The sequence below is a fragment of the Roseicitreum antarcticum genome (genome assembly GCF_014681765.1).
Taxonomy (GTDB): domain Bacteria; phylum Pseudomonadota; class Alphaproteobacteria; order Rhodobacterales; family Rhodobacteraceae; genus Roseicitreum; species Roseicitreum antarcticum.
Genome location: NZ_CP061498.1, coordinates 1578745 through 1604782, shown reverse-complemented (window position 1 = coordinate 1604782; position 26038 = coordinate 1578745). Strand labels below are relative to the sequence as shown.

At 64.1% G+C, this 26038-nt stretch carries 24 protein-coding genes; 7 read left to right on the top strand and 17 right to left on the bottom strand.

Annotated elements, in window-relative coordinates; genetic code table 11:
- Positions 1–51 precede the first annotated feature (51 nt).
- A complete protein-coding gene (locus H9529_RS07580) occupies positions 52–801 on the top strand; it encodes an SDR family oxidoreductase (protein ID WP_092887594.1) in 750 nt (249 codons plus the stop codon).
- A 28-nt stretch (positions 802–829) separates the two neighbouring features.
- On the opposite strand, the gene smc is transcribed toward H9529_RS07580, so the two are convergent.
- Positions 830–4291 (bottom strand): chromosome segregation protein SMC, encoded by a 3462-nt coding sequence (gene smc, locus H9529_RS07575; protein ID WP_092887597.1) that lies wholly within the window; start codon positions 4289–4291, stop codon positions 830–832.
- A gap of 214 nt (positions 4292–4505) precedes the next feature.
- On the opposite strand from smc, the gene H9529_RS07570 reads away from it, so the two are divergent.
- The 3 genes from H9529_RS07570 to H9529_RS07560 are packed head-to-tail and all read left to right on the top strand — an operon-like array spanning position 4506 to position 5836.
- Positions 4506–4859, top strand: coding sequence for a CidA/LrgA family protein (locus tag H9529_RS07570; RefSeq protein ID WP_092888180.1), 354 nt, complete (start codon positions 4506–4508; stop codon positions 4857–4859).
- Positions 4852–5577, top strand: coding sequence for an LrgB family protein (locus H9529_RS07565; RefSeq protein ID WP_092887600.1), 726 nt, complete (start codon positions 4852–4854; stop codon positions 5575–5577). The genes H9529_RS07570 and H9529_RS07565 overlap by 8 nt, the downstream gene beginning before the upstream one ends.
- Before the next feature lie 19 nt (positions 5578–5596).
- On the top strand, positions 5597–5836 hold the full coding sequence (locus H9529_RS07560) for a hypothetical protein (protein ID WP_092887603.1): 240 nt from the start codon (positions 5597–5599) through the stop codon (positions 5834–5836).
- A 39-nt stretch (positions 5837–5875) separates the two neighbouring features.
- On the opposite strand, the gene H9529_RS07555 is transcribed toward H9529_RS07560, so the two are convergent.
- The 3 genes from H9529_RS07555 to H9529_RS07545 form a co-directional block, all read right to left on the bottom strand.
- Positions 5876–6982: a hypothetical protein gene (locus tag H9529_RS07555; RefSeq protein WP_092887606.1), complete on the bottom strand. Its 1107-nt coding sequence runs from the start codon at positions 6980–6982 to the stop codon at positions 5876–5878.
- A 232-nt stretch (positions 6983–7214) separates the two neighbouring features.
- Positions 7215–8594: a TolC family outer membrane protein gene (locus tag H9529_RS07550; protein ID WP_092887609.1), complete on the bottom strand. Its 1380-nt coding sequence runs from the start codon at positions 8592–8594 to the stop codon at positions 7215–7217.
- Positions 8595–8807: 213 nt separating this feature from the next.
- Complete coding sequence (locus H9529_RS07545) at positions 8808–9464, bottom strand: protein-L-isoaspartate O-methyltransferase family protein (RefSeq protein ID WP_092887612.1); 657 nt, start codon at positions 9462–9464, stop codon at positions 8808–8810.
- Positions 9465–9609: 145 nt separating this feature from the next.
- Here H9529_RS07545 and H9529_RS07540 point away from each other — a divergent pair, with 145 nt between their 5' ends.
- Positions 9610–10059 carry a YtoQ family protein gene (locus H9529_RS07540; RefSeq protein WP_092887615.1) on the top strand — a complete coding sequence of 150 codons (450 nt, stop codon included), beginning with the start codon at positions 9610–9612 and terminating at the stop codon, positions 10057–10059.
- 153 nt (positions 10060–10212) lie between these two features.
- Here H9529_RS07540 and H9529_RS07535 read toward each other — a convergent pair whose 3' ends face one another.
- On the bottom strand, positions 10213–10914 hold the full coding sequence (locus H9529_RS07535) for a glutathione S-transferase N-terminal domain-containing protein (RefSeq protein WP_092887618.1): 702 nt from the start codon (positions 10912–10914) through the stop codon (positions 10213–10215).
- Between the two features lie 178 nt (positions 10915–11092).
- Here H9529_RS07535 and mscL point away from each other — a divergent pair, with 178 nt between their 5' ends.
- Positions 11093–11500 (top strand): large conductance mechanosensitive channel protein MscL, encoded by a 408-nt coding sequence (gene mscL / locus H9529_RS07530; protein ID WP_092887621.1) that lies wholly within the window; start codon positions 11093–11095, stop codon positions 11498–11500.
- Positions 11501–11546: 46 nt separating this feature from the next.
- Here mscL and ald read toward each other — a convergent pair whose 3' ends face one another.
- Positions 11547–12665: an alanine dehydrogenase gene (ald, locus tag H9529_RS07525; RefSeq protein ID WP_092887624.1), complete on the bottom strand. Its 1119-nt coding sequence runs from the start codon at positions 12663–12665 to the stop codon at positions 11547–11549.
- A 137-nt stretch (positions 12666–12802) separates the two neighbouring features.
- On the opposite strand from ald, the gene H9529_RS07520 reads away from it, so the two are divergent.
- Entirely contained in the window at positions 12803–13261 is a 459-nt protein-coding gene (locus H9529_RS07520) for an Lrp/AsnC family transcriptional regulator (RefSeq protein ID WP_092887627.1), read from the top strand.
- A 120-nt stretch (positions 13262–13381) separates the two neighbouring features.
- Here H9529_RS07520 and H9529_RS07515 read toward each other — a convergent pair whose 3' ends face one another.
- From H9529_RS07515 to H9529_RS07465, 11 genes are all read right to left on the bottom strand, one after another.
- Positions 13382–13678: an NfeD family protein gene (locus tag H9529_RS07515; RefSeq protein ID WP_092887632.1), complete on the bottom strand. Its 297-nt coding sequence runs from the start codon at positions 13676–13678 to the stop codon at positions 13382–13384.
- Positions 13675–14562, bottom strand: a complete 888-nt coding sequence (locus H9529_RS07510; protein WP_092887634.1) for an SPFH domain-containing protein — start codon at positions 14560–14562, stop codon at positions 13675–13677. Before H9529_RS07510 ends, H9529_RS07515 begins: the two co-directional genes overlap by 4 nt.
- A gap of 165 nt (positions 14563–14727) precedes the next feature.
- Positions 14728–15465, bottom strand: coding sequence for an orotidine-5'-phosphate decarboxylase (pyrF, locus tag H9529_RS07505; RefSeq protein WP_092887637.1), 738 nt, complete (start codon positions 15463–15465; stop codon positions 14728–14730).
- Positions 15466–15747: 282 nt separating this feature from the next.
- A complete protein-coding gene (locus tag H9529_RS07500) occupies positions 15748–17406 on the bottom strand; it encodes a peptidoglycan-binding domain-containing protein (RefSeq protein WP_092887640.1) in 1659 nt (552 codons plus the stop codon).
- A gap of 99 nt (positions 17407–17505) precedes the next feature.
- Positions 17506–18702, bottom strand: a complete 1197-nt coding sequence (locus H9529_RS07495) for a phenylacetate--CoA ligase family protein (protein ID WP_092887644.1) — start codon at positions 18700–18702, stop codon at positions 17506–17508.
- 14 nt (positions 18703–18716) lie between these two features.
- Positions 18717–19541, bottom strand: coding sequence for an ABC transporter ATP-binding protein (locus H9529_RS07490; RefSeq protein ID WP_092887647.1), 825 nt, complete (start codon positions 19539–19541; stop codon positions 18717–18719).
- A gap of 113 nt (positions 19542–19654) precedes the next feature.
- Complete coding sequence (locus tag H9529_RS07485) at positions 19655–20947, bottom strand: ABC transporter substrate-binding protein (RefSeq protein WP_397544890.1); 1293 nt, start codon at positions 20945–20947, stop codon at positions 19655–19657.
- Positions 20948–21017: 70 nt separating this feature from the next.
- The gene (locus H9529_RS07480; RefSeq protein ID WP_092887650.1) at positions 21018–22094 is read right to left on the bottom strand and encodes a branched-chain amino acid ABC transporter permease; all 1077 of its coding nucleotides are present in this window, start codon (positions 22092–22094) and stop codon (positions 21018–21020) included.
- A 39-nt stretch (positions 22095–22133) separates the two neighbouring features.
- Positions 22134–23120 carry a branched-chain amino acid ABC transporter permease gene (locus H9529_RS07475; protein WP_092887653.1) on the bottom strand — a complete coding sequence of 329 codons (987 nt, stop codon included), beginning with the start codon at positions 23118–23120 and terminating at the stop codon, positions 22134–22136.
- A gap of 29 nt (positions 23121–23149) precedes the next feature.
- Complete coding sequence (locus H9529_RS07470) at positions 23150–23986, bottom strand: ABC transporter ATP-binding protein (RefSeq protein ID WP_092887656.1); 837 nt, start codon at positions 23984–23986, stop codon at positions 23150–23152.
- Complete coding sequence (locus H9529_RS07465; protein ID WP_223814331.1) at positions 23983–25953, bottom strand: AMP-binding protein; 1971 nt, start codon at positions 25951–25953, stop codon at positions 23983–23985. Before H9529_RS07465 ends, H9529_RS07470 begins: the two co-directional genes overlap by 4 nt.
- Between the last annotated feature and the right edge of the window lie 85 nt (positions 25954–26038).

Below are 26038 nucleotides of genomic sequence, written 5' to 3'. Positions count from 1 at the left end.
TCATGACACCTTCCCGCCCCCCGACCCCACAAACCAGAACGGATGCCGCGCATGACCGAAAACCCACCCGTCGTTCTGATCACTGGGGCCAGCCAAGGCATTGGCAAGGCCAGCGCCGAGGCATTCTTGCGTGCGGGCTACCGCGTCGCCCTCGCCGCGCGCAGTGCAGATAAGCTGGATGCCATCGCCCGCGACTGGCCCACCACCGCCCTTGCGATCCCCTGCGATGTGACGGACCCCGAAAGCGTCGCAGCGCTGTTCGATACCATTGTCGCGCAGTTCGGTCGCCTTGATGTCGTGTTCAACAATGCGGGCGCGGCCCATCCCACGACCGAGATCGGAGACATCAGCTTCGATGACTGGCGCCGCGTGCTGTCGGTCAATCTGGACGGGTCCTTTCTGATCGCGCGCGGCGCTTTCCGGGTGATGCGCGCCCAGTCGCCGCGTGGCGGGCGGATCATCAACAACGGCTCGGTCTCGGCGCAGGTGCCCCGGATCGGCGGCGCCGCTTACAGTGCCTCGAAAGCGGCGATTACCGGGCTGACAAAGGTGATCGCGCTGGACGGGCGCGCGCATGACATCGCGTCCAGCCAGATCGACATCGGCAACGCGGCTTCTGACATGACAGACGTGATCGCTGCAGGGATCCCTCAGGCTGATGGCAGCTTGCGGGCCGAGCCGGTGATGGATGTGACGCATGTGACCGACGCGCTGTTGTATATGGCAGGGCTGCCGCTGGCGGCGAATGTGCAATTCATGACGGTGATGGCGACCAAGATGCCCTTCATCGGGCGCGGATAACGCCGTTCAACGACTTTTCAATGCGTTGCTAAGCCACCAGCGCCTCGGCATGGCGCAGATCGACGCTGACCAGTTGGCTGACGCCCTGTTCCCCCATGGTCACGCCAAACAGCCGGTCCATCCTGCTCATGCTGATGGCGTTGTGCGTGATGATCAGGAAACGCGTCTCGGTGCGGCGAGTCATCTCATCCAAAAGGTCGGCAAAGCGCGCTACATTGGCGTCATCGAGCGGTGCGTCCACCTCATCAAGCACGCAGATCGGCGCGGGATTGGCCAGAAACACGCCAAAGATCAACGCCAGCGCTGTCAGCGTCTGTTCGCCCCCTGACAGCAGCGACAGAGTGGACAACTTCTTGCCGGGCGGCTGGCACATGATTTCGAGGCCCGCTTCCAGCGGATCGTCGGATTCCACCAGCACCAGTCGTGCCTCACCTCCGTTGAAGAGATGAGTGAACAGCGCGGCAAAGTTGCTGTTCACCTGTTCAAAGGCGATCAGCAGGCGTTCGCGCCCTTCGCGGTTCAGCGCGTTGATGCCTGAGCGCAGTTTGGCAATCGCGGCTTCAAGATCGGCCTTTTCCGCCAGCAGGGTGTTCAACTCTCCCTCTACCTCGGCTGCGTCTTCCTCGGCGCGCAGGTTGACGGCCCCCAGCGCATCGCGCGCACGGCGCAGGCGCAGCACCTCGGCCTCGATCGCGTCGGCGGGCGGCAGGGTGTCGGGGTCGGCGCCAAGGGTCTCCAGCAGCCGCTGTGGCGTGGTGTTCAGCGCGTCGGCAATCCGCGCGGCGGCGGCGGCTTCGGCATCGGTCGCGGCCTCTGCCTGTGCCTCGGTGCGGGCGCGTTCCTCGCGCGTGTCGGCGGCGGTGCGCGCGGCCTGACGTTCGGCATCCAGCCCTTGCCGCAGCGCCGCATCTGCGGCGGACAGCGCGTCGCGCGCGGCAGCAAGGCGCGCCTCGGCACTGGTGATCGCCTCGGACAGTTCGGCGCGTTTCGCGGCCAGTTCCTCTGGGGCGTTGCTGGCATCGGCCAGCGCATCCTCGGCCTCGGCCCGCCGGTCGGTCAGGTCCTCGATGCGCGTGCTGGCAGACCCCAGCCGCCCGCGCCATGCGTCGAGCTCGCGCGCGACTTCTTGCAGGCGGCGGGTGCGGGCGGTGCCGGTGCGGCGCAAATCCTCGAACGCGGCGCGGTGCGACAGCATGTCGGTGCGCGCCAGATCGACTGCGCCGCGCAGATCGTCGAGCGCCGCACGCGTGCCCTCCAGATCAGGCAGGTCGTCCAGCGCGGCGCTGGCATCTTCCAGTGCCTCACGCGCGTCGGTCGTGTCATCCGCCTGGCGGGCGGCGGCGGCATGCGCGGCGTCGCGCTGTGCCAACGCCTGATCCGCCTGGGTCTCCGCGCGGGCGAGGGCACGCTGTGCCTCGGTCAGGCGCTGATCGGCGGCGCGACGTGCATCGCGCGCCATGCGCAGCCCGTCCGACAGGTCAGACAGCCGCTGCTGCAGGGCTTCATGGGTGTCACGCGCGGCTTCTGCCCCGGCCTCGGCCAAGTCCAGATCTTGCTGCACGGCGGCCAGCCGGTTGACGTTTTGCAGGTGCAGCGCGGCGGCACTGGGCGCTTCACCCGCCGCGCGGCGCAGCCCGTCCCAGCGCCACAGATCACCCTCACGGCTGACCAGCCGCTGCCCCGGGCGCAGCGCGGCATGCAGCGCCGCACCGCGCCTGGCATCGATCAAACCCACCTGCGACAGGCGGCGCGACAGCGCAGGCGGTGCAGTCACCACATCCGCCAACGGCGTGGCGCGATCGGGCAGCGCGGGCGCATCGGTTAGCGGCGGCAGGCTGTCCCAGCCCGAGGGCGTTTCGACGCCAGCCCCAACCTCGGCCGCATGCAGATCGTCACCCAGCGCAGCCCCCAGCGCGACCTCGTACCCCGGGGGGACCTGCACCCGGTTCAGGATCTGGTCCGCGCTATCGGTGGCGCGTTCGGCAAGTCGAGAAAGGGCCTTGATCTCGGCGCGCAGGGTCGACACCGCGCCCTCGGCGCTGGCGCGGGCGGCGCGGGCCTCGGCCTCGGTGGCCTGCACATCATCATGGGCGGCGTCGGTTTCGGCCAGAACGGCCTCGGCATCTTCGGCGAGTCGGCGGGTTTCGTCGGCCATTTCCTGCGCGGCGGCCCGGTCCTCGGATGCGGTGGTCAGCGCGTCATCTGCCGCGGCCACCGCGTCGGCGGCGCGCAGCGCGGCGGTCTGGGCGGCTTCAAGCGCCATGCGGGCGTCGCGCAGGCGGGCCTGCGCCGACTGATGCTGCGCTGACAACTGCGCCAGATGTTCGGTTGTGCGGGCCAGCTCTGCCTCTTGTGCGGCAAGGGTGTCCGCTGCCGCTTTCGCCCGGTCCTCGGCCTCGGTCAGTGCGGCGTCATGATCATCGCCCGCCGCCTGAAGCTGGGTATCTTCCCATTCCAATTGGGCGATGGTGTCGGTGGCATCGGCGTTCAGCGCGGCCTCACGGTCGATGTCCTGCGCCAGTTGCATGACGCGGCCCTGAAGCGTGCGGATGGTTTCCGCCGCGCGGGCCTCATGATCGGCAAGCTGGTCGCGCTGCACCTGCAAGCGCTGCACGATGGCGCCCGCGATTGCGTCTTCCTCGCGCAGGGCGGGCAGCGCGGCCTCGGCGGCCTCACGCGCGGCGGTGGCTTGGGTGGCGGCGGTCGCTGTGCGGGCGGCGGACAGGCGGGCGGCGCTGACGGCGGCCTCTGCTTCCAGCCGGGCCTGATCGGCGCTGCGCCATTGCCGGTACAGCAACACGCCCTCGGCGCGGCGCAGATCGCGTCCGATGTCACGGTAGCGCGCGGCCTGACGCGCCTGCCGTTGCAGCGTGGCCAATTGAGCAGTCATGCCGTCGGCGACATCGGCCAGCCGGGCCAGGTTGGTCTCGGTCCCGTTCAGCTTCAACTCGGCCTCATGCCGCCGCTGATAGAGGCCCGAGATCCCCGCCGCCTCTTCCAATACCCGACGCCGCGCCTTGGGCCGGGCGTTGATGAGTTCCGAGATCTGGCCCTGCCGCACCAGCGCGGGCGAATGCGCGCCGGTCGATGCATCCGCAAACAGCATCTGCACATCGCGGGCCCGAACCTCGCGTCCGTTGACCTTGTAGGCGCTGCCCGCGTCGCGGGTGATGCGGCGGATGATTTCCAGCGTGTCGCTGTCGTTGAATCCTGCAGGCGCCACGCGGTCAGAATTGTCGATGATCAGCGCGACCTCGGCGAAATGCCGCGCCCCGCGCGAGGTGGTCCCCGCGAAGATGACATCTTCCATGCCAGCGCCGCGCATGGCGGTGGGGCGGTTTTCCCCCATGATCCAGCGCAAGGCCTCCAACAGGTTCGACTTGCCGCAGCCATTGGGCCCCACCACGCCAGTCAGGCCCGGACTGATGATCAGATCAGTCGGGTCGACGAAACTCTTGAAGCCGTTCAGGCGAAGGCGGTTGAACTGCAAACCCGGGTCCTGTTGGTTGGCGCATGCCCTGTTGGTTAAAGATGCAGCAGTTTCCCGCGCTGCTGCCCCCAAAGTCAAGGGGCGGGGGGCACATGTCGCGGCTTGGTCTGAGTTATCCACAAGATATCGGCAAACCCGCGCTGATGTGGGGTTTTCACGCGACGTGTCCCGGCGCACCATTGCGCTGTATGTAAACCTGGGGAAGGCCGCGCCGATGATCCATGCCTTGACCGTCATCTTGATCTGCCAGTTGCTGGGCGAGGTTGGCAGCCGCGCGCTGGCCCTGCCGGTGCCCGGGCCGGTGCTGGGCATGGCGCTGCTGCTGGTTGGGTTCATCGCCTCGCCGCGTCTGGCCGAACTGGTGCGCCCGACGGGTGAGGGCATCTTGCGCCACTTGACCCTTTTGTTCGTGCCCGCCGGGGTGGGCGTGGTCGGCCACCTTGGCACGCTTGCCGCCTATGGCCCGGTGGTGGCGCTTGCGTTGATAGGGTCCACCGTGCTGGCGATTGCGGTGGGCGCCCTGGTCTTTGTTGCCGTGGCGCGGTTGACGGGGAATGCCGATGGTTGAGGTCGACCTGGCGGAAATCTGGACCTATCTGGCTGAAACTCCGCTGATCTGGCTGACGGCGACGCTGCTGGCCTATGTGGCGGGCGACAGTCTGGCGCAGGCATCGGGGCGCAAACCGGCGGTGAATCCGGTACTGATCGCGGTGATCTTGCTGGCGTTGGTGCTGTGGCTGACCGCCACGCCCTATGCGGTGTATTTTGAGGGCGCGAAGTTTGTCCACTTCCTTCTGGGGCCCGCAACAGTCGCGCTGGCCGTGCCGATGTATGCCTATCTGCCGCAGGTGCGCCGCGCCGCGCTGCCCATCGTGGCGGCGCTGATCGCGGGGTCGGCCACGGCGGTGGCGACGGCGGTGGGCATCGCCTGGGCTTTCGGCCTGCGCGGCGAAATCCTGGCCAGCATCGCGCCGAAGGGCGTGACGGCCCCCGTGGCCTTGGGCATTTCCGAGGCTTTGGGCGGGTCTCCCACGTTGACGGCAGTGTTGGTCATCCTGACGGGGATCATCGGCGCGATTGTGGTGACGCCGCTGCTGAATGCGTTGGGGGTGAAGGACTGGCGCGCGCGCGGCCTGTCGGTCGGCGTGGCGGCGCATGGCATCGGCACGGCCCGTGCGTTTCAGGTCCACCCGCGCGCCGGGGCCTTCGCGGGCATCGGCATGGGGCTGAACGCGATCCTGACAGCCTTTTTGGCCCCCTGGATCCTCGGGTTGTTCACCGGGTAGCGAACAAAGGCTGCCGCTGATGGGACGTGGCGGCGGCCGCTATGTCACCCTGCTGGTCGGTGGCAGCGCGATGCCGTCAGTGTGGCGATTTGCCGTGCGCTTTTGGGTCATTGCTGCGGCGCAGATCGTGTGGAAGTGGCCCGTGGCGGTTCTTGATTACGGACAGGCACGGCACTTGCGGGTGTTGCAGCAGGGCGGGCAGCGTTCGCAGTATGACATTGCGCAATGTCTGGCGTTGTCCGTTCGGGCAAGTAGGTAGGCGCCGAGCCTGGGCCTGCGCACCGCGTGGCGGCAGCCCCTACAGGTACTGCTTTTCCGCCAGCGCGCGCGCCACTTCGGTCCGGACCAGTTTGCGGATATTGCGCGTGATCCGTTCTCCCAACTGGCCTTGCAGTTCCGCGCGGACGATTTCGACAACCATGTCGTGCAAGGTATCCTCATCAATCAAGGCGTCATCGCTCAGTTGGTCGGTGCTGTCCGTTCGATCATCGGTGGTGCTGTCCGGCACGGGCTTTTCGCGCGCAGGGAGCGTCGCAAGGGGCTGTTCCACGATGCTGTGGGCGGCGCGCGGCTCCGGTTGCGGGACGGCATCGGCACTCGTCAAGCGCAGCGGCGCGACGCTGGTGCCGCCGCCCTGGACCTGATCGGGTGTTGGCGCGGCTTTCACCGGCGTTTCCACGTCTGGCGTACGTGGCAGGGCGGTCTTGCGATCTGTGCCTGGGTGTCGGTGCAATGCAGTCACATTGTTTGCCGCCTGCGCGGGCACTTCGTCCGTACCGTCGATTTCCCAATGTTCCGCACTGCTGGAAATTGCGGCTTCCAGCGCGGCGATGGTGGATTCGAGCGTGGTCGCGGGTGTGTTCACCGAGGGGATGACAAAATGCGGTGCGGCCTTGTCGATGTTTTGCTGCGCAACGATCCCCGCCGCCGGGTGCAGTGCCGGGATGGCGCCGACGCGCGTGTTGGGCACCGCATGGGCAGGTTTCGGTGCCGCGTTTTCGGGGGCGGTGCCTGCGGTAAGCGCGTCAGCCCGTCCCGCGTCTGGAGCATATCGGTTTTTGTCAGTCGCATCTGATGCATAAGCGCTGGTCACAGTGGCGTCCAGCGTCAGATCATCGCGGCCTGCCGGCGCCAAGGCCGCGTGATCCGTCAGGGCAGGGCGCTGACCGGGCGCGTCGCGTGGATCGGGGTCGACGACGCGTTGCGCCGGGGTCAGGACCAGTTTGTCCACCGCTGCGGCCGCTTGTCCGACCCCAGTATGGCGCAAGGCCGGGGCATCTGACGCGGGCCGCGCTGGCCCCGCGGCTGCCTTGCCACCACCCGTATTCAGCGTCTCCTGCGAGACCAGCCGACGGATCGACGATAAAACATCTTCGATGTTCTTGTTCGATACTGGATCGGTCATGGACTGCCCCTTGGTTCCTCCGCGTCATGATGCGCGAAATTTATGAACCGATGATAAACTTCAGCGGCGCGTGTGACAACTGCCCGCAGTCAATGGGCTTCGTCGCTGTGTTGCTCGGGGCCACCATCAATTCCGCGCCAAACCCGTGATGTCGCCATAGTATCAACGGAAAAATCCGGCAGTTTCCTGCCGGATTGCCTTTTTTTCAGGCGCCTCTGGCCCGCCTGTTGCCTTAGGGGCGCCCGATCGTGCGCAGCACCCGGTCCAGCGCCTCGCCCTGCCGCGAGGTGACGGGGGCGTTTTGCACCGCGTTGAAATACGCTTCGGGGTCATAGGTCGGGATGCCAAGGTTCAGATAGTCGACGGTCAGAAGCCCCATTGCGCCAAGCACCGCATAGCTGGCGGTCTGCTGGGTGGCCTGTGCGCTCAGCCGCGAGGTACGGGCGTTCAGAAGTTCCTGCTCGGCGTTCAGCACGTCCAGAATGGTGCGGGTGCCCAGCGTCGCCTCTTCGCGCACGCCGTCATAGGCGGTCTGCGACGCGGTGACTTGAAGCCCTGTCGACTGCAGCTGCGCGCTGGCCACGGCAACATTGGCCCAGGAATTCGCGACATTCTGCAATACTTCGGCCACGGTCTGGTGCAGCGCGGCGCGCGCGGCATCACGACGTGCCAAGGCCTGACGGTGGGTCGCCGACAGGCGGCCACCCTGGTAGATCGGGCGTTGATAGGTCAGCCCGATGCTGGCGTTCGGCCCGCCATTCCCCGGGTCACGGGCGCTGAGGCCCGTACTGGCCGAGGCGCTGACGCTGCCGTGGCGCGCGGCGAGGGCGCGTTCGGCGTTGAGTTCGGCGGCGGTGACCTCGTGCTGGGCCTGTTTGATGGCGGGATGGGTAACCCGCGCGATGTCTTGGGCGGCCGACAGGCTGGCGGCGGTGCGGGGCAGCGACGGCGGCGTGCCCAGTTGGGTCGGATAGGCCCCGGTAACCAGCTTGTAGCCTTCGCGGGCTGCCGCCAGATCGCCCTGCGCGGCGGCAAGCTGCGCGCGGGCACCTGCCAGCCGGGCCTCGGCGATGGCGATGTCGGTGCGCGTCACCTCTCCCACGGAAAACCGTTCCTCGGTCGCACGCAATTCGCGCGTGATCAGCCGCACATTGGCTTCACGCAGGGCAACGGTTTCGAGCGCATTGCGCGTGTCCATGAAGGCCCCGACGGCGTTTAGCAACACGTTTTGCTCTACCCCGATCAGCGCCTGACGCACCGCCAGAACCTGCTCGCGTGCGGCATCTTTTGCAAGTTGCCCGCGCCCAAAATCCAGCAGCGTCACCTCTGCACTGAGGTCGAGCGAGGCGGTTGTGCTGGTTTGCGCCACCCCTGCTGCGCCAGTGCTGCGGCTTATCCCGCCGCGCGCGACAAAGTTGACAACCGGGCGCAGGGTCGCCAGCGCGATGGCTACGTCTTCATCCGCTGCGCGCAAAGTGGCGCGGTTCTGTTCCAGCAGGTTCGACGTGCGATAGGCCGCGATCAGGGTGTCGGCCAGGCTTTGCGCCCGCGATCCCGTCGGTACCAGTGTTGCCGCAGCCAGTGCCGCGCCGAAAATGACCGTTCTGATCATGCCACCAACCATTTGATATGTGCCACCTTGCTAGGGTGCGGCGCTGTTGTGCCGCAAGTTATTGGGCGATGGCGCGTCCCGCGACATCCTTGCGCGGTGCACCTCGGGCTATCATTCCTCCGCATGCTACATGCGAAAAACCGGACCCTGCAGTGTCGCGCTGCGCGCGCGGGCGCAGGGAACCCCGCAGCCAAGGGCCTTATCCGTCATCGGTCAGAGCGTGAATTCGGGCGTTTTCCCGAACCCTGCAATCACCGGGGCAGCGGCATTGAAAATGTCGCGCCACGCAATGGTCCCATGCTGGTGCACGCCCAGCCGCACGACACCCAACGCGCCGGACATGAACAGGCAAGCCACGCGCCCGCCGTCTTTCAACTGCGCGGCGAGAGTTTCGGGAAAAACCTCGGCCCCGCCCTGCACGACGATCACGTCATAAGGACCATGCTGTGCGTCGCCGTCGGTCAGCGGGCCGTTCTGAACGACCGCATTGTCGATGGCCTGTGCGCCAAGGTTCGTCTGCGCCTCGGCGGCGAAGCTGTCATTGGCCTCGACCCCTACCACTGCCTGCGCCAGTTGCGCGATCACGGCGGTGGAATAGCCCAGCCCGCAGCCCACATCCAGCACCAACTCGGACCGGGAGATGTTCAGCGCGTCCAGCATTTTAGCCAGCGTCCGCGGCTCCAGCACGCAGCGGTTCCCGTCGCCCAGCATCAGGTTTTCGCCGGCATAGGCGGCCTCGCGCAGGTGGGGGGGCACAAAGACTTCGCGCGGGATGCGCAGGAAGGCGTCGATAATCGGAAATTTGGTCACATCCGATGGCCGGATCTGCGTGTCGACCATCATCGTGCGGCGGGCGGGATAATCGGGCATAAGTGAACTCATCGGTTTGGTTTTGTCATTTTGTCTTGCCACAGAAACCTGGACTGGGCAACACAACATGCGGGCGCCGTCGCGCTTTCATCGCCGGTGGTGGCGCGGTTGTCGCGCCGGAAGCTACCCGGGAAAGGAGAAATCAATGACCTTGAGCGTTTACCTTGCAGGCGAAATTCACACCGACTGGCGCGAACAGATCACGGGAGCCTGCGCCGGGCTGGACATCGCCTTCAGCGGGCCTGTGACTGATCATGCCGCATCGGACGATTGCGGTGTGGCGATTCTGGGGGCCGAGGCCGACAAATTCTGGCACGACCACAAGGGCGCGAAGCTCAACGCGGTCCGTACGCGCCGCGCGATTGCCGGGGCTGATGTGGTGGTGGTGCGCTTTGGCGAGCAGTACAAGCAATGGAATGCCGCCTTCGACGCCGGGTTTGCCGCAGCGCTGGGTAAGTCGCTGATCGTGCTGCATGGACCTGACCACGCCCATGCTTTGAAAGAGGTCGATGCCGCGGCGCTGGCCGTCGCGGCAACGCCCGCGCAGGTTGCCGAGGTGTTGCGCTATGTGATGACGGGGGAATTGCCCCGGTGAACCGGCGCCGCCGCCGCGTGTCCTGATCCCGGGCGTGGCTGGGCGCCGCACCGATGCCGGATTTTTCCGGGCAGGGCAGGTACGGTTGTCTTGCAAGATGGTGATGGGGGCGCGGCGCTGACGACCGCGCGCCCATCAAACCAGGCTGCGGCCTCAGTCGCGCGGCGGCTGTACCAGCCCGCGCTGCACGGCATCGCGCCCTTCGAACGCGGCCATCCAACGGGCGATGTTGGCGTGGCTGGCCAAGCCAACGACCTCACCCGCCTTGTAGAAATCGCGCAGCGTCCGCACCCACGGGGCCAAAGCGATGTCGGCAATGGAATATTCCCCTGCCACCCAGTCGCGTCCGGCCAGTTGCCCATCCAGCACACCCAGCAGGCGCGAAGCCTCGCCGATGTATCGGTCGCGCGCGGTCGGATCGGTCATGTCCTTGCCGCCCATGGCGTAGAAAAATCCCAACTGCCCAAACATCGGCCCCACGCCGCCCATCTGGAACATCAGCCACTGGATGACGTGCGCGCGCGCGGCGGGGTCCTTGGGCAGCAGTTTCCCGGATTTCTCGGCCAGATAGATCAGGATCGCGCCGGATTCGAACAATGTGAGCGGCGCGCCCCCGGGGCCATCGGGGTCGATGATCGCGGGGATCTTGTTGTTAGGGCTGATCGCCAGAAACTCGGGCGTTTTCTGGTCACCGTCCATAATGCTGATTTTATGGGCATCATAGGGCAGCCCCATCTCTTCCAGCGCGATAGAGACCTTGACGCCGTTCGGCGTGGGGAACGAATAAAGCTGGATTGCGCCGGGGTTGCGTGGCGGCCAGCGTTTCGCGATGGCGAAATCGGCGAGGGTGGTCATGCTGTCGGGTCCTTTCTGAGGCAGATTGCGCGGCGTACGCCGCTGGATCCACGCACCAACGATCCATAGGCGGCGAAACGGCGGGGCACGGTGCTTTGGGCCCGTTATCTAATCAGTCTTGACTGATTAACCAGAACCCCTTTTATCGCGCGATGCATTTTTAGTTTCGGAGCCGCACATGCTGAGAGAATTCAAGATATTCATCGCCAAGGGGAACGTCATCGACATGGCGGTCGGCATCATCATCGGGGCGTCGTTCACCGCGATCGTCACCTCGATGGTCGAGGATCTTATCAACCCGTTTCTGGGCATTTTCATCGGTGGGGTCGATTTCGGCGCGCTGAGCTTCGGCTTTGGCGAGGCGCAATTCATGTACGGCAATTTCGTCAATTCCGTGATCAAGTTCCTGATCGTCGCCTGGGTGGTGTTCTTGCTGGTCAAGGCGGTGAACCGCATGAAGGATGCCACCGTGCGCCGTCAGGTAGCGGTTCCGGTCGTGCCCGTCGCCCCTGAGGTTCCCAAAGGGCCTACAGCTGAGGAGTTGCTGATGGAAATTCGCGATGCCCTGAAGGCTGGTCAGCGCTGAGGCGCGGACGGCGGGCCGCGTGGTACGGTCCGCCGGCCACTGGGCTTCAGACCTTCAGCGCCAGTTGCGGGGCCAGAACGTCCAACCCCAGCGCTTTGCCAACAGCGAAATAGGTCAGGTGACCTGCATGGGTGTTCAGCCCGGCCAGCAGGTGAGGGTCTTCGGTACAGGCGGCCTTCCAGCCCTTGTTCGCCAGCGCGATCAGATAGGGCAGAGTGGCATTTCCCAATGCCTGCGTTGACGACCGCGCCACCGCGCCGGGCATATTGGCGACGCAGTAATGCACGATGCCGTCCACCTCGTAGATCGGGTCGTGATGCGTGGTGGCGTGCGAAGTCTCGAAGCACCCGCCCTGGTCAATTGCCACATCCACCAGCACGGCGCCGGGTTTCATCGCCGACAGGTCGGCCCGGCGCACCAGTTTGGGCGCGGCAGCACCCGGGATCAGCACCGCGCCGATGACCATGTCGGCGCTGGTCACCAGATCCAGCGTGGCAGCAGCACTGGCATAGCCGGTGCGGAACTGGCCGCTGAACACATCGTCCAGATACCGCAGACGCGCCAGCGACCGGTCAAGCACGGTCACATCGGCACCCATTCCTGCAGCTATCCGTGCAGCATGGGTGCCCACGACGCCGCCGCCGATCACCACGACACGCGCGGGCGCAACGCCGGGCACGCCGCCCATCAAGACACCGCGCCCGCCATTGGCCTTTTGCAACGCCCATGCGCCGACCTGCGGTGCCAGACGGCCCGCGACCTCGGACATCGGCGCCAGCAGCGGCAGGCCGCCCCGATCATCGGTGACGGTCTCATAGGCGATGGCGGTGACTCCGCTGGCCAAGAGGTCGGCGGTCTGTTCGGGGTCTGGGGCCAGATGCAGATAGGTGAACAGGATCTGGCCTGCGCGCAGCTGCGCACGTTCGACCTTTTGCGGTTCCTTGACCTTGATGACCAGATCTGCGCGGGCAAATATCTCGGCGGCGGTCTCGACCACGCTGGCACCCGCGGCGGTGTAATCGTCATCGGTGAAGCCTGCGCCAAGGCCCGCGCCACCCTCGACGATCACGTCATGGCCGTTGGTCACGCATTCACGCGCGGCATCGGGCGTCAGGCCCACGCGAAACTCTTGCGGTTTGATTTCCTTGGGGCATCCGATCAGCATTGTCTTCTCCTCCGGTTGGTATGGTGCATTTTATCAGCGGGGCGGGGGCGTTCCTTGTCAATTCTTCTGGAAACCGGCTCTATCTTGTGCGTTTACTTGCGCCATACCGCCAAAACACCGCAGAGGATTGTGCTGCAATGCAGCTAGACGCAACCGACCGACGTATCTTGACCGTGCTGCAACGCGATGGCCGGATTTCCAACGCTGATCTTGCGGAGCAGGTTAACCTGTCGCAATCGGCCTGCCATCGTCGCGTGCAGCGTCTGGAAACCGACGGGATCGTGCGCGACTATGTGGCGCTGCTGGACCGCCGGAAGATGCGGCGCCAGACCACGGTTTTTGTTGAGATCCGGCTGGCGGGGCAAAGCGACGACATTCTTGACGCGTTCGAGCGAGAGGTCGCCCGCGTCCCCGATGTGCTGGAATGCCACCTGATGGCCGGGTCGGCGGATTACCTGCTGAAAGTCGCGGTAGAAGACACCGAGGACTTCGCCCGCATCCACCGCCGCTATCTGACCCGGCTGCCCGGCGTGGCGCAGATGCAATCGGGCTTCGCGCTGCGGACGGTTTTTCAGACTACGGCAATTACGGTCTGAGGCGGGCAGCGCGATCAACCTCCAACACCGCCGGGGTTGCGCAAGGCCCGCTGCGGTCAGGTCGCGGTCAGAAGCGCAACGCGCGCCCTAAATTCGCAATGCTCGAAGCCCGGGACCTGTTCAGTCCTCGTTTATGTCGTGGTCGAAGGTGCGTGCCTGGCCTTTGCGCAGTCCCAAGGTCTGGCGCAAGGCCAGCCACGCAAGCACCGAGACCACCGAAAACACCACAATGCTATTGGTCAGCGATGCACCGACCCAGCCCGCACCCGGCAGGCCGAAGCCCAGAATCGCGCCGGTGGCCAGCGCCCCCAATGCGAACCCGGCGAAGATATAGCCTGTCACGAACAATTCCAGAATGGCGATGGCCAGCCCGAAGGCCACCCAAAGCGCCCAGGCAGAGATGCCCGCGACGCTCATTTTCCCCGGCCCTGCAACATACGGAAGGCATCCCCGAAGGCTTCCAGCGCCTGCGCGGGCACGATGATGGTCTGCTTGCCTTCGCCCGCACCGACTTTTGCCAACGCCTCGACCTGTTTCAGCGCGACCTGGTATTGCGCGGCCTCCAGGCCGTTCTTGGCGATGGCGTCGGCGATCACGCCGGTGGCATAGGCTTCCGCATCGGCAAGGATGCGGCGGGCCTTGGCCTCTTGTTCGGCGGCGTAGAGTTCGCCGTCCGATTGCAGTTCGACCGCGCGGCGCGCGCCCTCAGCCTCGGTCACCTGGGCGCGGCGGGCGCGTTCGGCGTTGAGTTGTTGCAGCATGGCGGTGCGCGTCGCTTCATCGAGGTTCACGTCCAGCAGTTCGGCGCGCGTTACTTCGATGCCCCAGTCGTCCACAACCTCCTTGATCGCTTCGCGGATACGGGTGGTCAGGCGGGCGCGGTTGGCCTGCACTTCATCCAGTTCCATCGTGCCGATTTCCGACCGTACGATGCCCGCCACCGTGGTCTGGATCGCGGCGTCGATATCACGGATGCGGTAGACGGTCTTTTCAGGCTCCATGATGCGGTAGAATACCGAGGTTTCGACCTGCACCAGCACGTTGTCGGTGGTGATCGCATCCTGCCGCGTATTGGGCAACTGACGTTCCAGCACCGAGATGCGGTGCGCTACCGTATCGATGAATGGCACGATCATGTTGATTCCCGGCCCCAGCACCGCGCGCAGGCGGCCAAAGCGTTCGACAACATATTTCTCGGATTGCGGGACGATCTTGATGCCCTTGAACACGGAAATGATGAGGAAAAGCGCGATCAGCAGCGGGATTACGTTCCCCTCAAGCAACAAGATCAAAACGTCCATAGGGCCTGCCTGTCAAGCTGAAAGGTTGAAAACGGGGGTAGGTCAAATTCGGAAACAGCGGGTTAATGCAACGTGTCAAAATCGCGGATGCGGGACATATGTCGCGCGAAGGCGCGCCGCCGCCGATACAATCATGGCGGCAACGCGGGGGAAAGGGAAGCAAGATCAGCCGCGATCAGCCTGAGAGGCCAGTTCTTTGTGGATGGAACGGGCTGCGGCGCGCGGGTCGGCGGCCTGCCAGACCGGGCGGCCCACCACGATATGGTCGGCCCCGTCGGCAATGGCCTGTGCTGGCGTCGCGATCCGTTTCTGGTCGCCTGCCGCACTGCCTGTCGGGCGTACGCCGGGGGTGACGATCAACCGACCTGCCGCCTGCGGCAGGGCACGGATCAGCGCGGCCTCCAGCGGGCTGGCGATCACACCATCGGCCCCTGCCTCCAGCGCGCGGGCAGCGCGTTCCAGGGTGATTTCGGTGATGTCGCCGGGCCGGATCATGCAGTCATCCAGATCGGCCCGGTCAAGCGAGGTCAGCACCGTCACGCCCAAAATTTGCAGCCCTGTCCCGGCTGCCCCTTCTTTCGCGGCGCGCACGACATGCGGGTCACCGTGCACCGTCAGGAAATCCAGCCCGTACTGGGCGATACCGCGGACGGCGGCCTCGACCGTGGCGGGGATGTCGAAGAACTTCATGTCCAGAAACACGCGTTTGCCGTGCTCTTGCTTCAGCTCATTGGCGAGTGCCAAGCCGCCACCGGTCAGCATGCCAAGCCCGATCTTGTAGAAGGACACGCTATCGCCCAGCTTTTCGGCCAGCGCCATACCGTCCAGCACATTGGGCACATCCAGCGCCACGATCAGCCGGTCGGCGGGATTTCGGGTCAGGGTGGGGGTGGCGTGAGTCATGCGGGTTCTCCGGAGCAAGGGCTGCGCCGTGATAGGCGATCCCCTGCGGCGATGAAACCGGATTCTACGCCGGGGAGGGGCCGGGGAGGGGCCGGATACGGGGCTGGCGCGCGCGCCAGCCCCGTATCCGCCGAAGAACCGCAGCACCGCCCCCGGGGTATTCCCGGCTAACGCTGCGTCATTCGCGCCGCGCAAGCCTACCCCGGTGCCTGTGTCTGGTGCCTGTGTCTGGTGCCTGTGTCTGGGGCAGAGTTCTGCGGCCAGAGCTCTGTGGCCAAAGACCTATTCGAAGAGGCCCAGAATGCCCTGCGTGGCGAGTTGCCCAACCAGCCCTTGTGTCAGATAGCCGGTGACGGGCAGGCCGTTTTCTTGCTGAAAACCGGCGATCGCGTCGCGGGTATTGGCATCAAAGTTCCCGTCCAGCGCGCCTGGGTCATAGCCTTCGGCCAGCAGCCGCCGTTCGATCAGCACGCGGGTGATCTGCGGCAAACCAAGCGCTGCCTCGGCATCGCGGGCCGAGGTGTCCTCGGGCGCGGGTTCCGGTTCCGGCGTGGGTTCCGGTTGGGGTTGCGGGCGCAGCTCTGCGATCTGGGCGCGGGCGGTGGCAGCAAACTCACCTTCAGGATAGGCTGCCAGGTACTCCTCATAGGCGGCGACCGTGTTGCGGTCGCGTGCGTCCAGCCAAGCGGCGCGGTCGCGGGCTTCTGCGTCGCGGCGACGCGCATCCTCGATCACGTCCAGCCGTTCTGTTGCGACTTCGGCAAAGACGCCCTCCGGGTAGCGGTCCAGATACGCCCGCAGTCCGGCCTCATCGCCCGCAGCGCCCACATCGCGCCAGAAAGCACGGTCAGCGCGCTCGATCTCGGCTTGGCGTGCGCGCTCTGCCTCTTCCAGTTCTGCGGCGCGGCGGGCAGCCTGCGCGGCCATGGTGAAGATCTGTTCACGCGTCAGGAAACCGGTCCCTTTCATGTCGTTCACATCCTGCCAGCCGGTCACGGCGCGCCGGGTGCCCGGGCCAAAGATCCCGTCGATACCGCGTGTGTCAAAACCCAGAAGCGTCAGGTCGCGCTGGATGGTGCGGCGTTCGTCACGCGTGAGGGTCAGCGCCTCTTCGACCCGCTCAGGTGTGGCGCGCAGGCGGTCGCGGGCGCTTCGTGCCTCGGCGGCGAACATACCGCGTGGGAAGCTCGAAAGGTACGCGTCATACCCAGCCTCGCTGCCGCGTTCCTGCGCATCGGCCCAGGCCTGCCGGTCGGCATTGGCGGCGGGCGCAAAACCTTCGGGCAGGAAGGGGATCAGCGGCGGTACATATCCATCGGCCTGAAGGAAGCGCGAGGCATCGACCACCGAGGCCAGTGTTGTGCCTGGCACCATCAGGTCGCGTACCATGGGTGTGACGCGCGCTGGTGAGGCGCGCACCACGGCGACATTTTGTGGGATCGCCAGACGGGGTGGCAGACCGCCCTCCAGCCGCGCGCCCAGATCGGCGCTGTTCGTGGTCTGCGCCAGGACCACGACAGCGCCCAGTTCCGCCCCGGAGGCAATTTCCAGAACGGTATCAAGCCGAAGGCCGGTGCCATCGGCGCGGGCCAGCCCGGGTTCATCCATGTCGCTGCCCATCAGCCAAGCCGATTGCTGCGACATCGCGAAATGCCCTGACAGCACGATCACAACGCGGTCAGTGCCGCCGGTTTCACCCTGCGCATCCAGCACCTGCGCCAGCGCGTCCCGCATCTGCGCACCCGAAAGGTTCTCGCCGGTGATGACCTCGAAGCCAGCGGTTTCCAGCGCGCTGCGGCTGCTCAATACCTGCGCCGCCCCGCGTGAGGCGTCAGCGGACTGATACTCCTCGTTGCCGATGATAAGGGCTATCCCCGCAGCCGTTGCCGGCAGCGCGAGGGCAAGCGACATCAGTACAGACAGACTTATGCGCATGAGCATTGGACACGATCCTCCTTGTTTTGGCCGGCATATTTTGGAAGCCGATTACAACATAACCGCGCGCAGCCGCTTCTGGTTCCGCCCAGCCTTGAGGAAAGTCTAGCCGTAGCTGCGCAGATCTTCGATCACTTTTCCATCATTGGGCAAACTGCCGGGGGGGACGAGTTCGATTTTGCCGCGCATTTTCAGCGTGTCCATGACGGTTGCGGCATAGGCTTCGGGGTCGGTGGCGCGGGTCTCGACCCGGATGGTCAGCATGTCCATCTCGCCCTCGCGCCCGGCGATGACGCGGGCGCGCAAGATGTCGGGGTGACGCGCGACGAAGGCTGCCACCTGCTCGGGGCGCACGAACATGCCCTTGATCTTGGTGGTCTGGTCGGCGCGGCCCATCCAGCCCTTGATGCGCATATTGGTCCGCCCGCATGGGCTGCTGCCGGGCAACACGGCGGACAGATCGCCGGTGGCAAAGCGGATCAGCGGATAGTCGGGGTTAAGCGTGGTCACGAGGACCTCGCCGACCTCACCCTCGGGGACGGGAATGCCGGTGCCGGGGCGGACGATTTCGACGATCACGCCCTCATCCACGATCATGCCCTCCATCGCATCGGATTCGTAGGCAATATTGCCCAGATCTGCGGTGGCATAGCACTGGCGGCAGGTGATGCCCCGGTCGGCATATTCCTGGCGCAGCGACGGGAAAAGCGCACCGCCCCCGACAGCTGCACGGGTGATCGACAGGGTCGCGCCCATGCTCTCGGCCTTGTCGAGGATGACTTTCAGATAATCTGGCGTGCCTGCATAGGCGGTCGTCCGGATGTCCACCGCCGCGCGTACCTGCAATTCGGTCTGGCCGGTGCCTGCTGGAAACACAATGGCCCCGACGGCGCGGGCAGCGTTGTCAAACATCATGCCTGCGGGCACGAAATGATAAGCAAAACAGTTCTGCACGATGTCACCCGCCCCGATGCCGGTGGCATGCAAGAACCGCCCCAGCCGCCACCAGTCATGGCCCAGCCCGCCGGGTTCGTAAATCGGCCCGGGCGACTGGAATACCTGCGCGACATTCTGCACGGCGATGCCGCCGAAGGGCGGCGCGGCTTTTTGCCAGTCGCTGAGGTCAGATTTTCGCAGCACCGGCAGTTCTGCCAGTCCGGCGAGATCGGCCAGCGCCGACCTGTCGATGCGACAGGCCCCGGGCGCTGCTGCGACCCGCGCCAGCTGCGTATTCAGGGCAGCCAACTGCGCGGCATTGCGCGCATCCTTGCTGCGGGTTTCCATGGTATCGAAATGGCTCATGATTCCGGTTTCCTTCACGCCAGCCAGCGTTTGCGGCGGCGATAGCTGCGCACGTCGCGAAAGCTTTTGCGGCCCTTGTCGGACATGCCGAGGTAGAATTCCTTCACGTCAGGGTTTTCGCGCAGGGCCTCGGCGGAGCCCTCCATCACCACGCGGCCTGATTCCAGAATGAACCCGGTGGTCGCATAGCGCAGCGCCACATTGGTGTTCTGTTCGGCCAGCAGGAAGGTGACGCCCTGTTCATCGTTCAGGCGTTTGACGATCTCGAAGATCTGTTCCACCAGTTGCGGGGCAAGGCCCATCGACGGCTCATCGAGCAAGATCATCTCGGGGCGTGACATCAGCGCGCGGCCGATCGCGGTCATCTGCTGTTCCCCGCCCGAGGTATAGCCCGCCTGAGATTTGCGCCGTTCGCGCAGGCGGGGGAAATATTCATAGACCAATTCCAGATCGGCAGCGGTGGCGCCGCGCCCGTCGCGCCGGGTGTAGGCGCCGGTCAGCAGGTTTTCCTCCACCGTCAGGTGTTCAAAGCAATGCCGACCTTCCATCACCTGAATGACGCCGGTCGACACAAGGTCCGCAGGCGATTTGCCGACGATATTCTGTCCCTTGTAGAGGACGCTCCCCTTCGTGACCTCACCGCGTTCCGAGTGGATCAGGTTCGAGATCGCCTTCAGCGTAGTGGATTTACCCGCGCCATTGCCGCCCAGAATCGCCGTGATCCCGCCCTGCGGCACGGTCAGGCTGACCCCTTTGAGCGCGAGGATGACATGGTTGTACAGCACCTCGATATTGTTGACCTCCAGCAAGGTGGTGTCAGGTCTTCCGGCATCCAGCATGGGTTCGGGTCCACTTCTTGGGCGGGGGAGGGGCCGGCGCGCAGCATGCCGCGCGCCGGAGGGGTTCATTTTAGGCCGGTCTCAGTTCAAGCCGGTCTCAGTTCAAGCCGGCCTCAGTTCAGGCAGGCGGGCGTGATCGCGTTCTCCGCCGCATAGGCCAGGCTGTCTTCGGCAACCAGTTCCATGATCAGGTCACGGTCGGGCGCGATCCAGTCGGTGATCAGATTCCAGGTTTGGGCATTTGCATCCCATTGCTGGATCATCGCTTCGCCCGAACCGGAGTGGTTTTGGCAGCTGACCGAGAATGCCGGGCCAAAGTTCGGCAGGCCCAGTTCGGCCATCCGCGCTTCCGTGATTTCCAGCTGTTCCATTCCGTCGCGCATCATCGCAGGCGTGATTTCCGTGACACCGTGGATTTCCTGTGCCTTTTTCGCGGCTTCTACCGCCAGCATCGCCGCATAGAGCCCGCGCGAATAGAGCACCGTACCGACCTCTTCGCCCGTGCCTGCGTAAAGCCCGGCGTCGATGACATATTGCTGCATGTCGTCATAGATCGGGTAATCGCGCCCGGTGCGGTGCATCGCCAGCGATTTGTAGCCATGCGCGGCCTCGCCTGCCGCGCGCACGTCCTGCTCGGACCCGGCCCACCAGTTGCCATAGAAATTCTCCATCGGGAACCGGATGTTGGCGGCTTCCTGAATCGCGGTCGGGTTCATCACGCCCCATCCCCACATGATGACGTAATCGGGCCGTTCGCGCCGAATCTGCAACCACTGGCTGCCCTGTTCCTGACCGGGGCTGTCCACGCCGATGCTGAGGAAGGTGTAGCCATGTGTCTCACTCAGCCGCTCCAGCGTGCGGATCGGTTCGCGCCCATAAGCCGAATTGTGGTAGAGCAATACAATCTTCTTGTCCGACAGGTCACCGCTGTTTTCCGCCAGCACATGGTTGATGAAGACCGACGCCGCGTCCCAATAGGTGGCGGGGTAGTTGAAGGTCCAGTTGAACACCTCCCCGTTCACCGCCGAGGTACGCCCATAGCCCATCGTGTGCATGGGGATCTGATCCTCGATCGTGCGCGGGATCAGCTGATAGGTGATCCCGGTGGACAGGGGTTGCAGTACCATGGGCGCATCGCCGCGCATCGACTGGTAGCACTCCACCCCGCGTTCGGTGTTATAAGCGGTTTCGCATTCGGATTGCCGGATGCGCAAGCCGCCGATGCCGCCGTCGCGCTCGTTGATCAACGTCAGATAGTCGGAATAGCCATCGGCGAACGGGATGCCCCCTGCCGCGAAGGGCCCGGTCCGGTAGCTGAGCGACGGAAAATGTAGGTCCTGCGCCAGTACCGGCACCGCTGTTGTCATGGCCACCGCAAATGCTGCGGCGAATTTGGTCATTTTCATTGGTTTCTCCTCCCATAAAACGACATTTACGTCTGTCCGGGTTGCCCCGGTGTAGCGCTGCGGCACCCCCTCAATAGGGGAAGGGCCAGAGCCGCAGTTTCTCTTTGATGGTGCGCCACAGCGCGGCCAGCCCGTGTGGCTCGGCGATCAGGAAGATCAAGATCAGCGCGCCGATGATCATGATTTCCAGATGCGCCGCCAGATCGGTGGGCCAGCCCAGGTTGTCGACCAGCAGAAGCTTCAGCAGCACCGGGCCAACGATCAGGAAAAACGCCCCCAGAAACGCGCCCAGTATGGACCCCAGCCCGCCGATGATCACCATGAAGAGCACCAGAAACGACTTGTCGATGCCAAAGACCTCACCCGCCTCGACCGCGCCGAGGTAGACGGTGAACAACAGCGCCCCCGATATCCCGATGTAGAACGACGAGACCGCGAAGGCCGTCAGTTTTGCCTTCAACGGGTTCACCCCGATGATTTCCGCTGCGATGTCCATGTCGCGCACCGCCATCCACGACCGGCCCAGCGTGCCGCGCGTCAGGTTGCGCGCCAACCACGCCAGCGCGACAACGAAGAATAGACAAATCAGATAAACTGTCGCCGACGAAGCTGTCGCGCCCGTAACCGGCACACCCAAAAGCGTGCGCGTCGGCGCGTTGATCTGCCCTGAAGCCGAAAAGTTGAAAAACCACGGTACGCGCGTGAACAACCAGACGAGGAAAAATTGCGCGGCCAGCGTGGCCACCGCCAGATAGAACCCCTTGATCCGGAGCGAGGGCAGGCCGAACAGCACGCCCACGGCAGCGGTGACCAGCCCTGCCATCACGATCACCAACACGATGTTCAGCCCCGGAAAGGCCGTCATGATCTTGAAAGCCGCATAGGCACCCACCGCCATGAACCCGCCAGTGCCCAGGCTGACCTGCCCGCAATAGCCCGTCAGGATGTTCAGCCCCAGCGCGGCAATGGCATAGATCAGGAACGGGATGACAACTGCCTGCGCCCAATAGTCGTTGATGATGAAGGGCACCACCCCGAAGGCTACAGCCATCGTCAGGTAATAGGCGTTCCGGTCAAACTTGATCGGAAAAGTCTGATTGTCGGCGGTGTAGGTGGATTTGAAATCCCCGGCCTCACGATACAGCATGGCGATTTTCCCTTTGCGTCAAGGTGTTGAACAACATTCCTACACCCTCTCGATGATTTTTTCGCCAAACAGCCCCTGCGGACGGAAGACCAGGAATGCCAGCGCCAGCATATAGGCGAACCAGTTTTCGGTGGCTCCGCCGATGACGGGTTGCAAGAAGAAATCGAACAGTTTTTCGCCTACGCCGATCATCAGACCGCCGACAATCGCCCCTGGGATCGAGGTGAAACCGCCCAGCATCAGCACTGGCAGTGCCTTCAGCGCGATCAGCGACAGCGAGAACTGGACCCCCGATTTTGACCCCCACATGATGCCCGCGACCAGCGCCACGAACCCGGCGATCGCCCAGGTCAGCACCCAGATCGCGCGCAACGAAATGCCGACTGACAGGGCGGCCTGATGGTCATCGGCCACAGCGCGCAAGGCGCGCCCCTGCTTGGTGTATTGCGAAAACAGCGTCAGCGACACGACGAGCGCGGCCGCGATTCCAGCGGCCCATATGTCCAGCCGGTCAAGATAGAAGCCATAGCCAAATGTTTGAAAAGTGAACTCTTCCAGCGCGCCCGACATGCCCTGCGGCAGGCCGACATCCAGCCGCTTGACCTCGGCTCCCCACATGATGTCGCCAAAACCTTCGAGGAAATAGGCCAGCCCGATGGTGGCCATGAACAAGATGATCGGCTCTTGGTTAATAAGGTGGCGCAGGATCAGCCGCTCCACCGCCCAGGCAAAGGCGACCATCACCAGCATGGTCGCCGGAATGGCCAGTAGCGTCGGCATGTTCCAGCCAAAATTGTGCAGTTCGGTGCCAAAAATCGCGTTGATCAGATGTGAAAACGGGATCTGCCCATCTTGCAGCCCCACCAGCGTCAGCGCTGCAAACAGCGCCATCACGCCCTGTGCGAAGTTGAAGATGCCGCTGGCCTTGAAGATCAGCACGAAACCCAAGGCCACGAGCGCGTACATCACCCCCGCCGTCAGGCCGTTCAGCGCTACCTCCAGCGCGTAGTAGAATTGATCAGGCATTGCGGCCTCCAGTCAGATGGATGCGGGGATCAGTCATGCGCCACCCCCAGATAGGCGTCGATCACGGCCTGATTGTTGCGGATTTCATCGGGCGTGCCATCGCCGATCTTCTTGCCGTAATCCATCACCACCACACGGTCGGACAGATCCATCACCACGCCCATATCATGTTCGATAAGTGCAATCGTTGTGCCGAATTCGTCGTTTACATCGAGGATGAAGCGGGACATGTCCTCTTTCTCTTCGACGTTCATGCCAGCCATCGGTTCGTCCAGCAGCAGCAGTTTCGGCTCGGCGGCCAATGCGCGCGCCAGCTCGACGCGTTTTTTCAACCCATAGGGCAGGCGTGCGACGGGCGTTTTACGGATGTGTTGGATCTCGAGGAAGTCGATGATCTTCTCGACCTTCTCGCGGTTTTTCACCTCTTCGCGCTGGGCGCTGCCCCACCACAGCGCTTGTTGTACGAGCCCTGCGCGCATGTGCGTCAGCCGACCGGTCATGATATTGTCCAGCACTGACATCCCGCCGAACAATGCGATGTTCTGGAATGTGCGCGCGATGCCCAGCCGCGCCACCTGGTAGGGCTTCATCCGGGGGCGTTTTTCGCCGCGAAAGATCACGTCGCCTTCCTGCGGGTGATAAAACCCCGAGATGACGTTGAGCATCGAGGATTTACCCGCCCCGTTTGGCCCGATGATCGCGCGGATTTCGCCTTCGCGGATGTTGAAGCTGATATCCTTGATCGCCACCACGCCGCCGAACCGCAGTGTGATATTGCGCATCTCCATCAGCATCCCGCCGATCTTGCGCCCGTCTTGTGTTATGTAGCCGTCGTCTGGCCGTTCGCTTGTTGCGGTTTGGGTCATTCTGCGGCCATCCTGTGCGAGTTACCCACCACGCGGGCGTCGCGCAGGTCCAGCGTTGCGGTGATGCGGCCCTTGCGCCCGTCCTCATATGTGACTTCGGTTTCGGTGTAGACGTTTGATTTCCCGCCATAAAGCGCGTCGATCAGGTCGGCGAACTTCTCTTCCACGATGCGGCGGCGCACCTTGCGTGTGCGGGTCATTTCGCCGTCATCGGCATCCAGTTCCTTGTGCAGCACCAGGAAGCGGTGGATCTGGCAGCCCGACAGGATTTCGTCCTGCGCCACGCTTTCATTCACGGCCTCGACATGGGCTTGAATGGTTTCCAGCACGCGCGGATGGCCTGCCAGTTCCTGATAGCTGGAATAGGCGATATTGTTGCGCTCTGCCCAGCTGCCGACAGCGGAAAGGTCGATGTTGATGAAGGCCACGCAGCGGTCGCGTGCGTTGCCAAACACAACAGCCTCCAGGATGTTGGGGTAAAACTTCAACTTATTCTCGACGTATTTTGGCGCAAACATGCGCCCGTCTGACATTTTTCCCACATCCTTGGCGCGGTCGATGATCCGCAGATGCCCGGTGCGTTCCTCGAAGAAACCGGCGTCGCCCGTGGCCACCCACCCCTCGGGGTCCTTGGTGTCGCGGGTGCTGTCGGCGTTCTTGTAGTATTCCACGAAGGTCCCGGGAGAGCGGTAGTAGACTTCACCATTCTCGCCGATCCGCACCTCGACACCCGGCGAGGGCACGCCGACGGTATCTGAACGCACCTGCCCATCGGGCTGCTGGGTGATGAAGACTGACGCTTCGGTCTGGCCGTACAGCTGTTTGAGGTTGATCCCCAGGCTGCGGTAGAAATCGAAAATCTCGGGGCCGATCGCCTCACCCGCAGTATAGCCCACGCGGACGCGCGAGAAGCCCAGCGTGTTTTTCAGCGGGCCATAAACGAGAATATTGCCCAGACCGTATTTCAATCTGCTGAACAGGTCGACCGGCTTGCCATCCAGAATGTCCGGACCAACCTGCCGGGCATGCGCCATGAAGTTGTCGAACACCCATTTTTTCAAGCGCGAGGCATCTTCCATCCGGATCATCACGGTGGTCAGTTGGGTTTCAAAGATCCGGGGCGGGGCGAAGTAATACGTCGGCCCCACTTCCCGCAGGTCGGTCATCATGGTCGATGCATTCTCGGGGCAGTTCACGCAGAACCCGGTCCAATAGGCCTGACCGATCGCAAAGATGAAATCCCCGACCCAGGCCATTGGCAGATAAGCCAGAATCTCGTCGCCTGGTTGCAGGCGATCAAACTCTGATGACGCGCGTGAGGTCTCGAGGATATTGCGGTTCGACAAAACGACACCCTTTGGCCGCCCCGTCGTGCCCGAAGTGTAGAGCATCACGCAGGTATGGTCATAGGTCAGTTCGCCAATCCGCGCGTCCAGTTCGGCACCAAGCCGCTGATGCGCGGCACGGCCTTCGGCCGTCACATCATCCAGCGCATTCATGCTGGAATGGTCATATTTGCGCATTCCACGGCGGTCCAGATACAAGATCTGCTCGATCGAGCTGACCTTTTCCTGCACCTCGATGACTTTATCGACCTGCTCCTGATCGCCACAGACGACATATTTCGCGCCGCAATGCTCCAGCACATAGGTCATTTCTTCGGCCACTGCGTCTTGATACAGCGGCACGGGGATCGCGCCTACCGATTGCGCAGCCACCATTGCCCAGTAAAGCGCTGGACGGTTGCGCCCGATAATGGCCACATAATCGCCCCGCGCCACACCAAGCGCAATGAACCCGAGCGCCAGCGCGCGGACTTCATCGGCAGTCTGGGCCCATGTCCAGCTTTGCCAGATGCCGAATTCCTTTTCCCGATAGGCGGGTTTTGCGCCGTAGCGGGCCGCGTTGCGTGCCAGCAGATGCGGCACCGAATGCAGGCCTTCCGTCGCAACCGTGTGATGCTGCACGCGCGTCTCCCTCTCTCCCCGGTGTCGAGATGCGCCAAGCCTCCCCGCCGGGCATGCATCTCGAATCCTCATCGCCCATTAGGCT

What these genes read in the sequence shown, in the direction of transcription:
- H9529_RS07475 (WP_092887653.1), bottom strand. Translation starts at nt 23,120, where the DNA reads ATGCCTGATCAATTCTACTACGCGCTGGAGGTAGCGCTGAACGGCCTG.
- H9529_RS07480 (WP_092887650.1), bottom strand. Translation starts at nt 22,094, where the DNA reads ATGCTGTATCGTGAGGCCGGGGATTTCAAATCCACCTACACCGCCGAC.
- H9529_RS07520 (WP_092887627.1), top strand. Translation starts at nt 12,803, where the DNA reads ATGCAGCTAGACGCAACCGACCGACGTATCTTGACCGTGCTGCAACGC.
- mscL (WP_092887621.1), top strand. Translation starts at nt 11,093, where the DNA reads ATGCTGAGAGAATTCAAGATATTCATCGCCAAGGGGAACGTCATCGAC.
- H9529_RS07500 (WP_092887640.1), bottom strand. Translation starts at nt 17,406, where the DNA reads ATGCTCATGCGCATAAGTCTGTCTGTACTGATGTCGCTTGCCCTCGCG.
- H9529_RS07540 (WP_092887615.1), top strand. Translation starts at nt 9,610, where the DNA reads ATGACCTTGAGCGTTTACCTTGCAGGCGAAATTCACACCGACTGGCGC.
- H9529_RS07560 (WP_092887603.1), top strand. Translation starts at nt 5,597, where the DNA reads ATGGGACGTGGCGGCGGCCGCTATGTCACCCTGCTGGTCGGTGGCAGC.
- H9529_RS07570 (WP_092888180.1), top strand. Translation starts at nt 4,506, where the DNA reads ATGATCCATGCCTTGACCGTCATCTTGATCTGCCAGTTGCTGGGCGAG.
- H9529_RS07515 (WP_092887632.1), bottom strand. Translation starts at nt 13,678, where the DNA reads ATGAGCGTCGCGGGCATCTCTGCCTGGGCGCTTTGGGTGGCCTTCGGG.
- H9529_RS07490 (WP_092887647.1), bottom strand. Translation starts at nt 19,541, where the DNA reads ATGCTGGATGCCGGAAGACCTGACACCACCTTGCTGGAGGTCAACAAT.
- H9529_RS07565 (WP_092887600.1), top strand. Translation starts at nt 4,852, where the DNA reads ATGGTTGAGGTCGACCTGGCGGAAATCTGGACCTATCTGGCTGAAACT.
- ald (WP_092887624.1), bottom strand. Translation starts at nt 12,665, where the DNA reads ATGCTGATCGGATGCCCCAAGGAAATCAAACCGCAAGAGTTTCGCGTG.
- pyrF (WP_092887637.1), bottom strand. Translation starts at nt 15,465, where the DNA reads ATGACTCACGCCACCCCCACCCTGACCCGAAATCCCGCCGACCGGCTG.
- H9529_RS07545 (WP_092887612.1), bottom strand. Translation starts at nt 9,464, where the DNA reads ATGCCCGATTATCCCGCCCGCCGCACGATGATGGTCGACACGCAGATC.
- H9529_RS07555 (WP_092887606.1), bottom strand. Translation starts at nt 6,982, where the DNA reads ATGACCGATCCAGTATCGAACAAGAACATCGAAGATGTTTTATCGTCG.
- H9529_RS07550 (WP_092887609.1), bottom strand. Translation starts at nt 8,594, where the DNA reads ATGATCAGAACGGTCATTTTCGGCGCGGCACTGGCTGCGGCAACACTG.
- H9529_RS07470 (WP_092887656.1), bottom strand. Translation starts at nt 23,986, where the DNA reads ATGACCCAAACCGCAACAAGCGAACGGCCAGACGACGGCTACATAACA.
- H9529_RS07495 (WP_092887644.1), bottom strand. Translation starts at nt 18,702, where the DNA reads ATGAGCCATTTCGATACCATGGAAACCCGCAGCAAGGATGCGCGCAAT.
- H9529_RS07580 (WP_092887594.1), top strand. Translation starts at nt 52, where the DNA reads ATGACCGAAAACCCACCCGTCGTTCTGATCACTGGGGCCAGCCAAGGC.
- H9529_RS07535 (WP_092887618.1), bottom strand. Translation starts at nt 10,914, where the DNA reads ATGACCACCCTCGCCGATTTCGCCATCGCGAAACGCTGGCCGCCACGC.
- H9529_RS07485 (WP_397544890.1), bottom strand. Translation starts at nt 20,947, where the DNA reads ATGAAAATGACCAAATTCGCCGCAGCATTTGCGGTGGCCATGACAACA.
- H9529_RS07510 (WP_092887634.1), bottom strand. Translation starts at nt 14,562, where the DNA reads ATGGACGTTTTGATCTTGTTGCTTGAGGGGAACGTAATCCCGCTGCTG.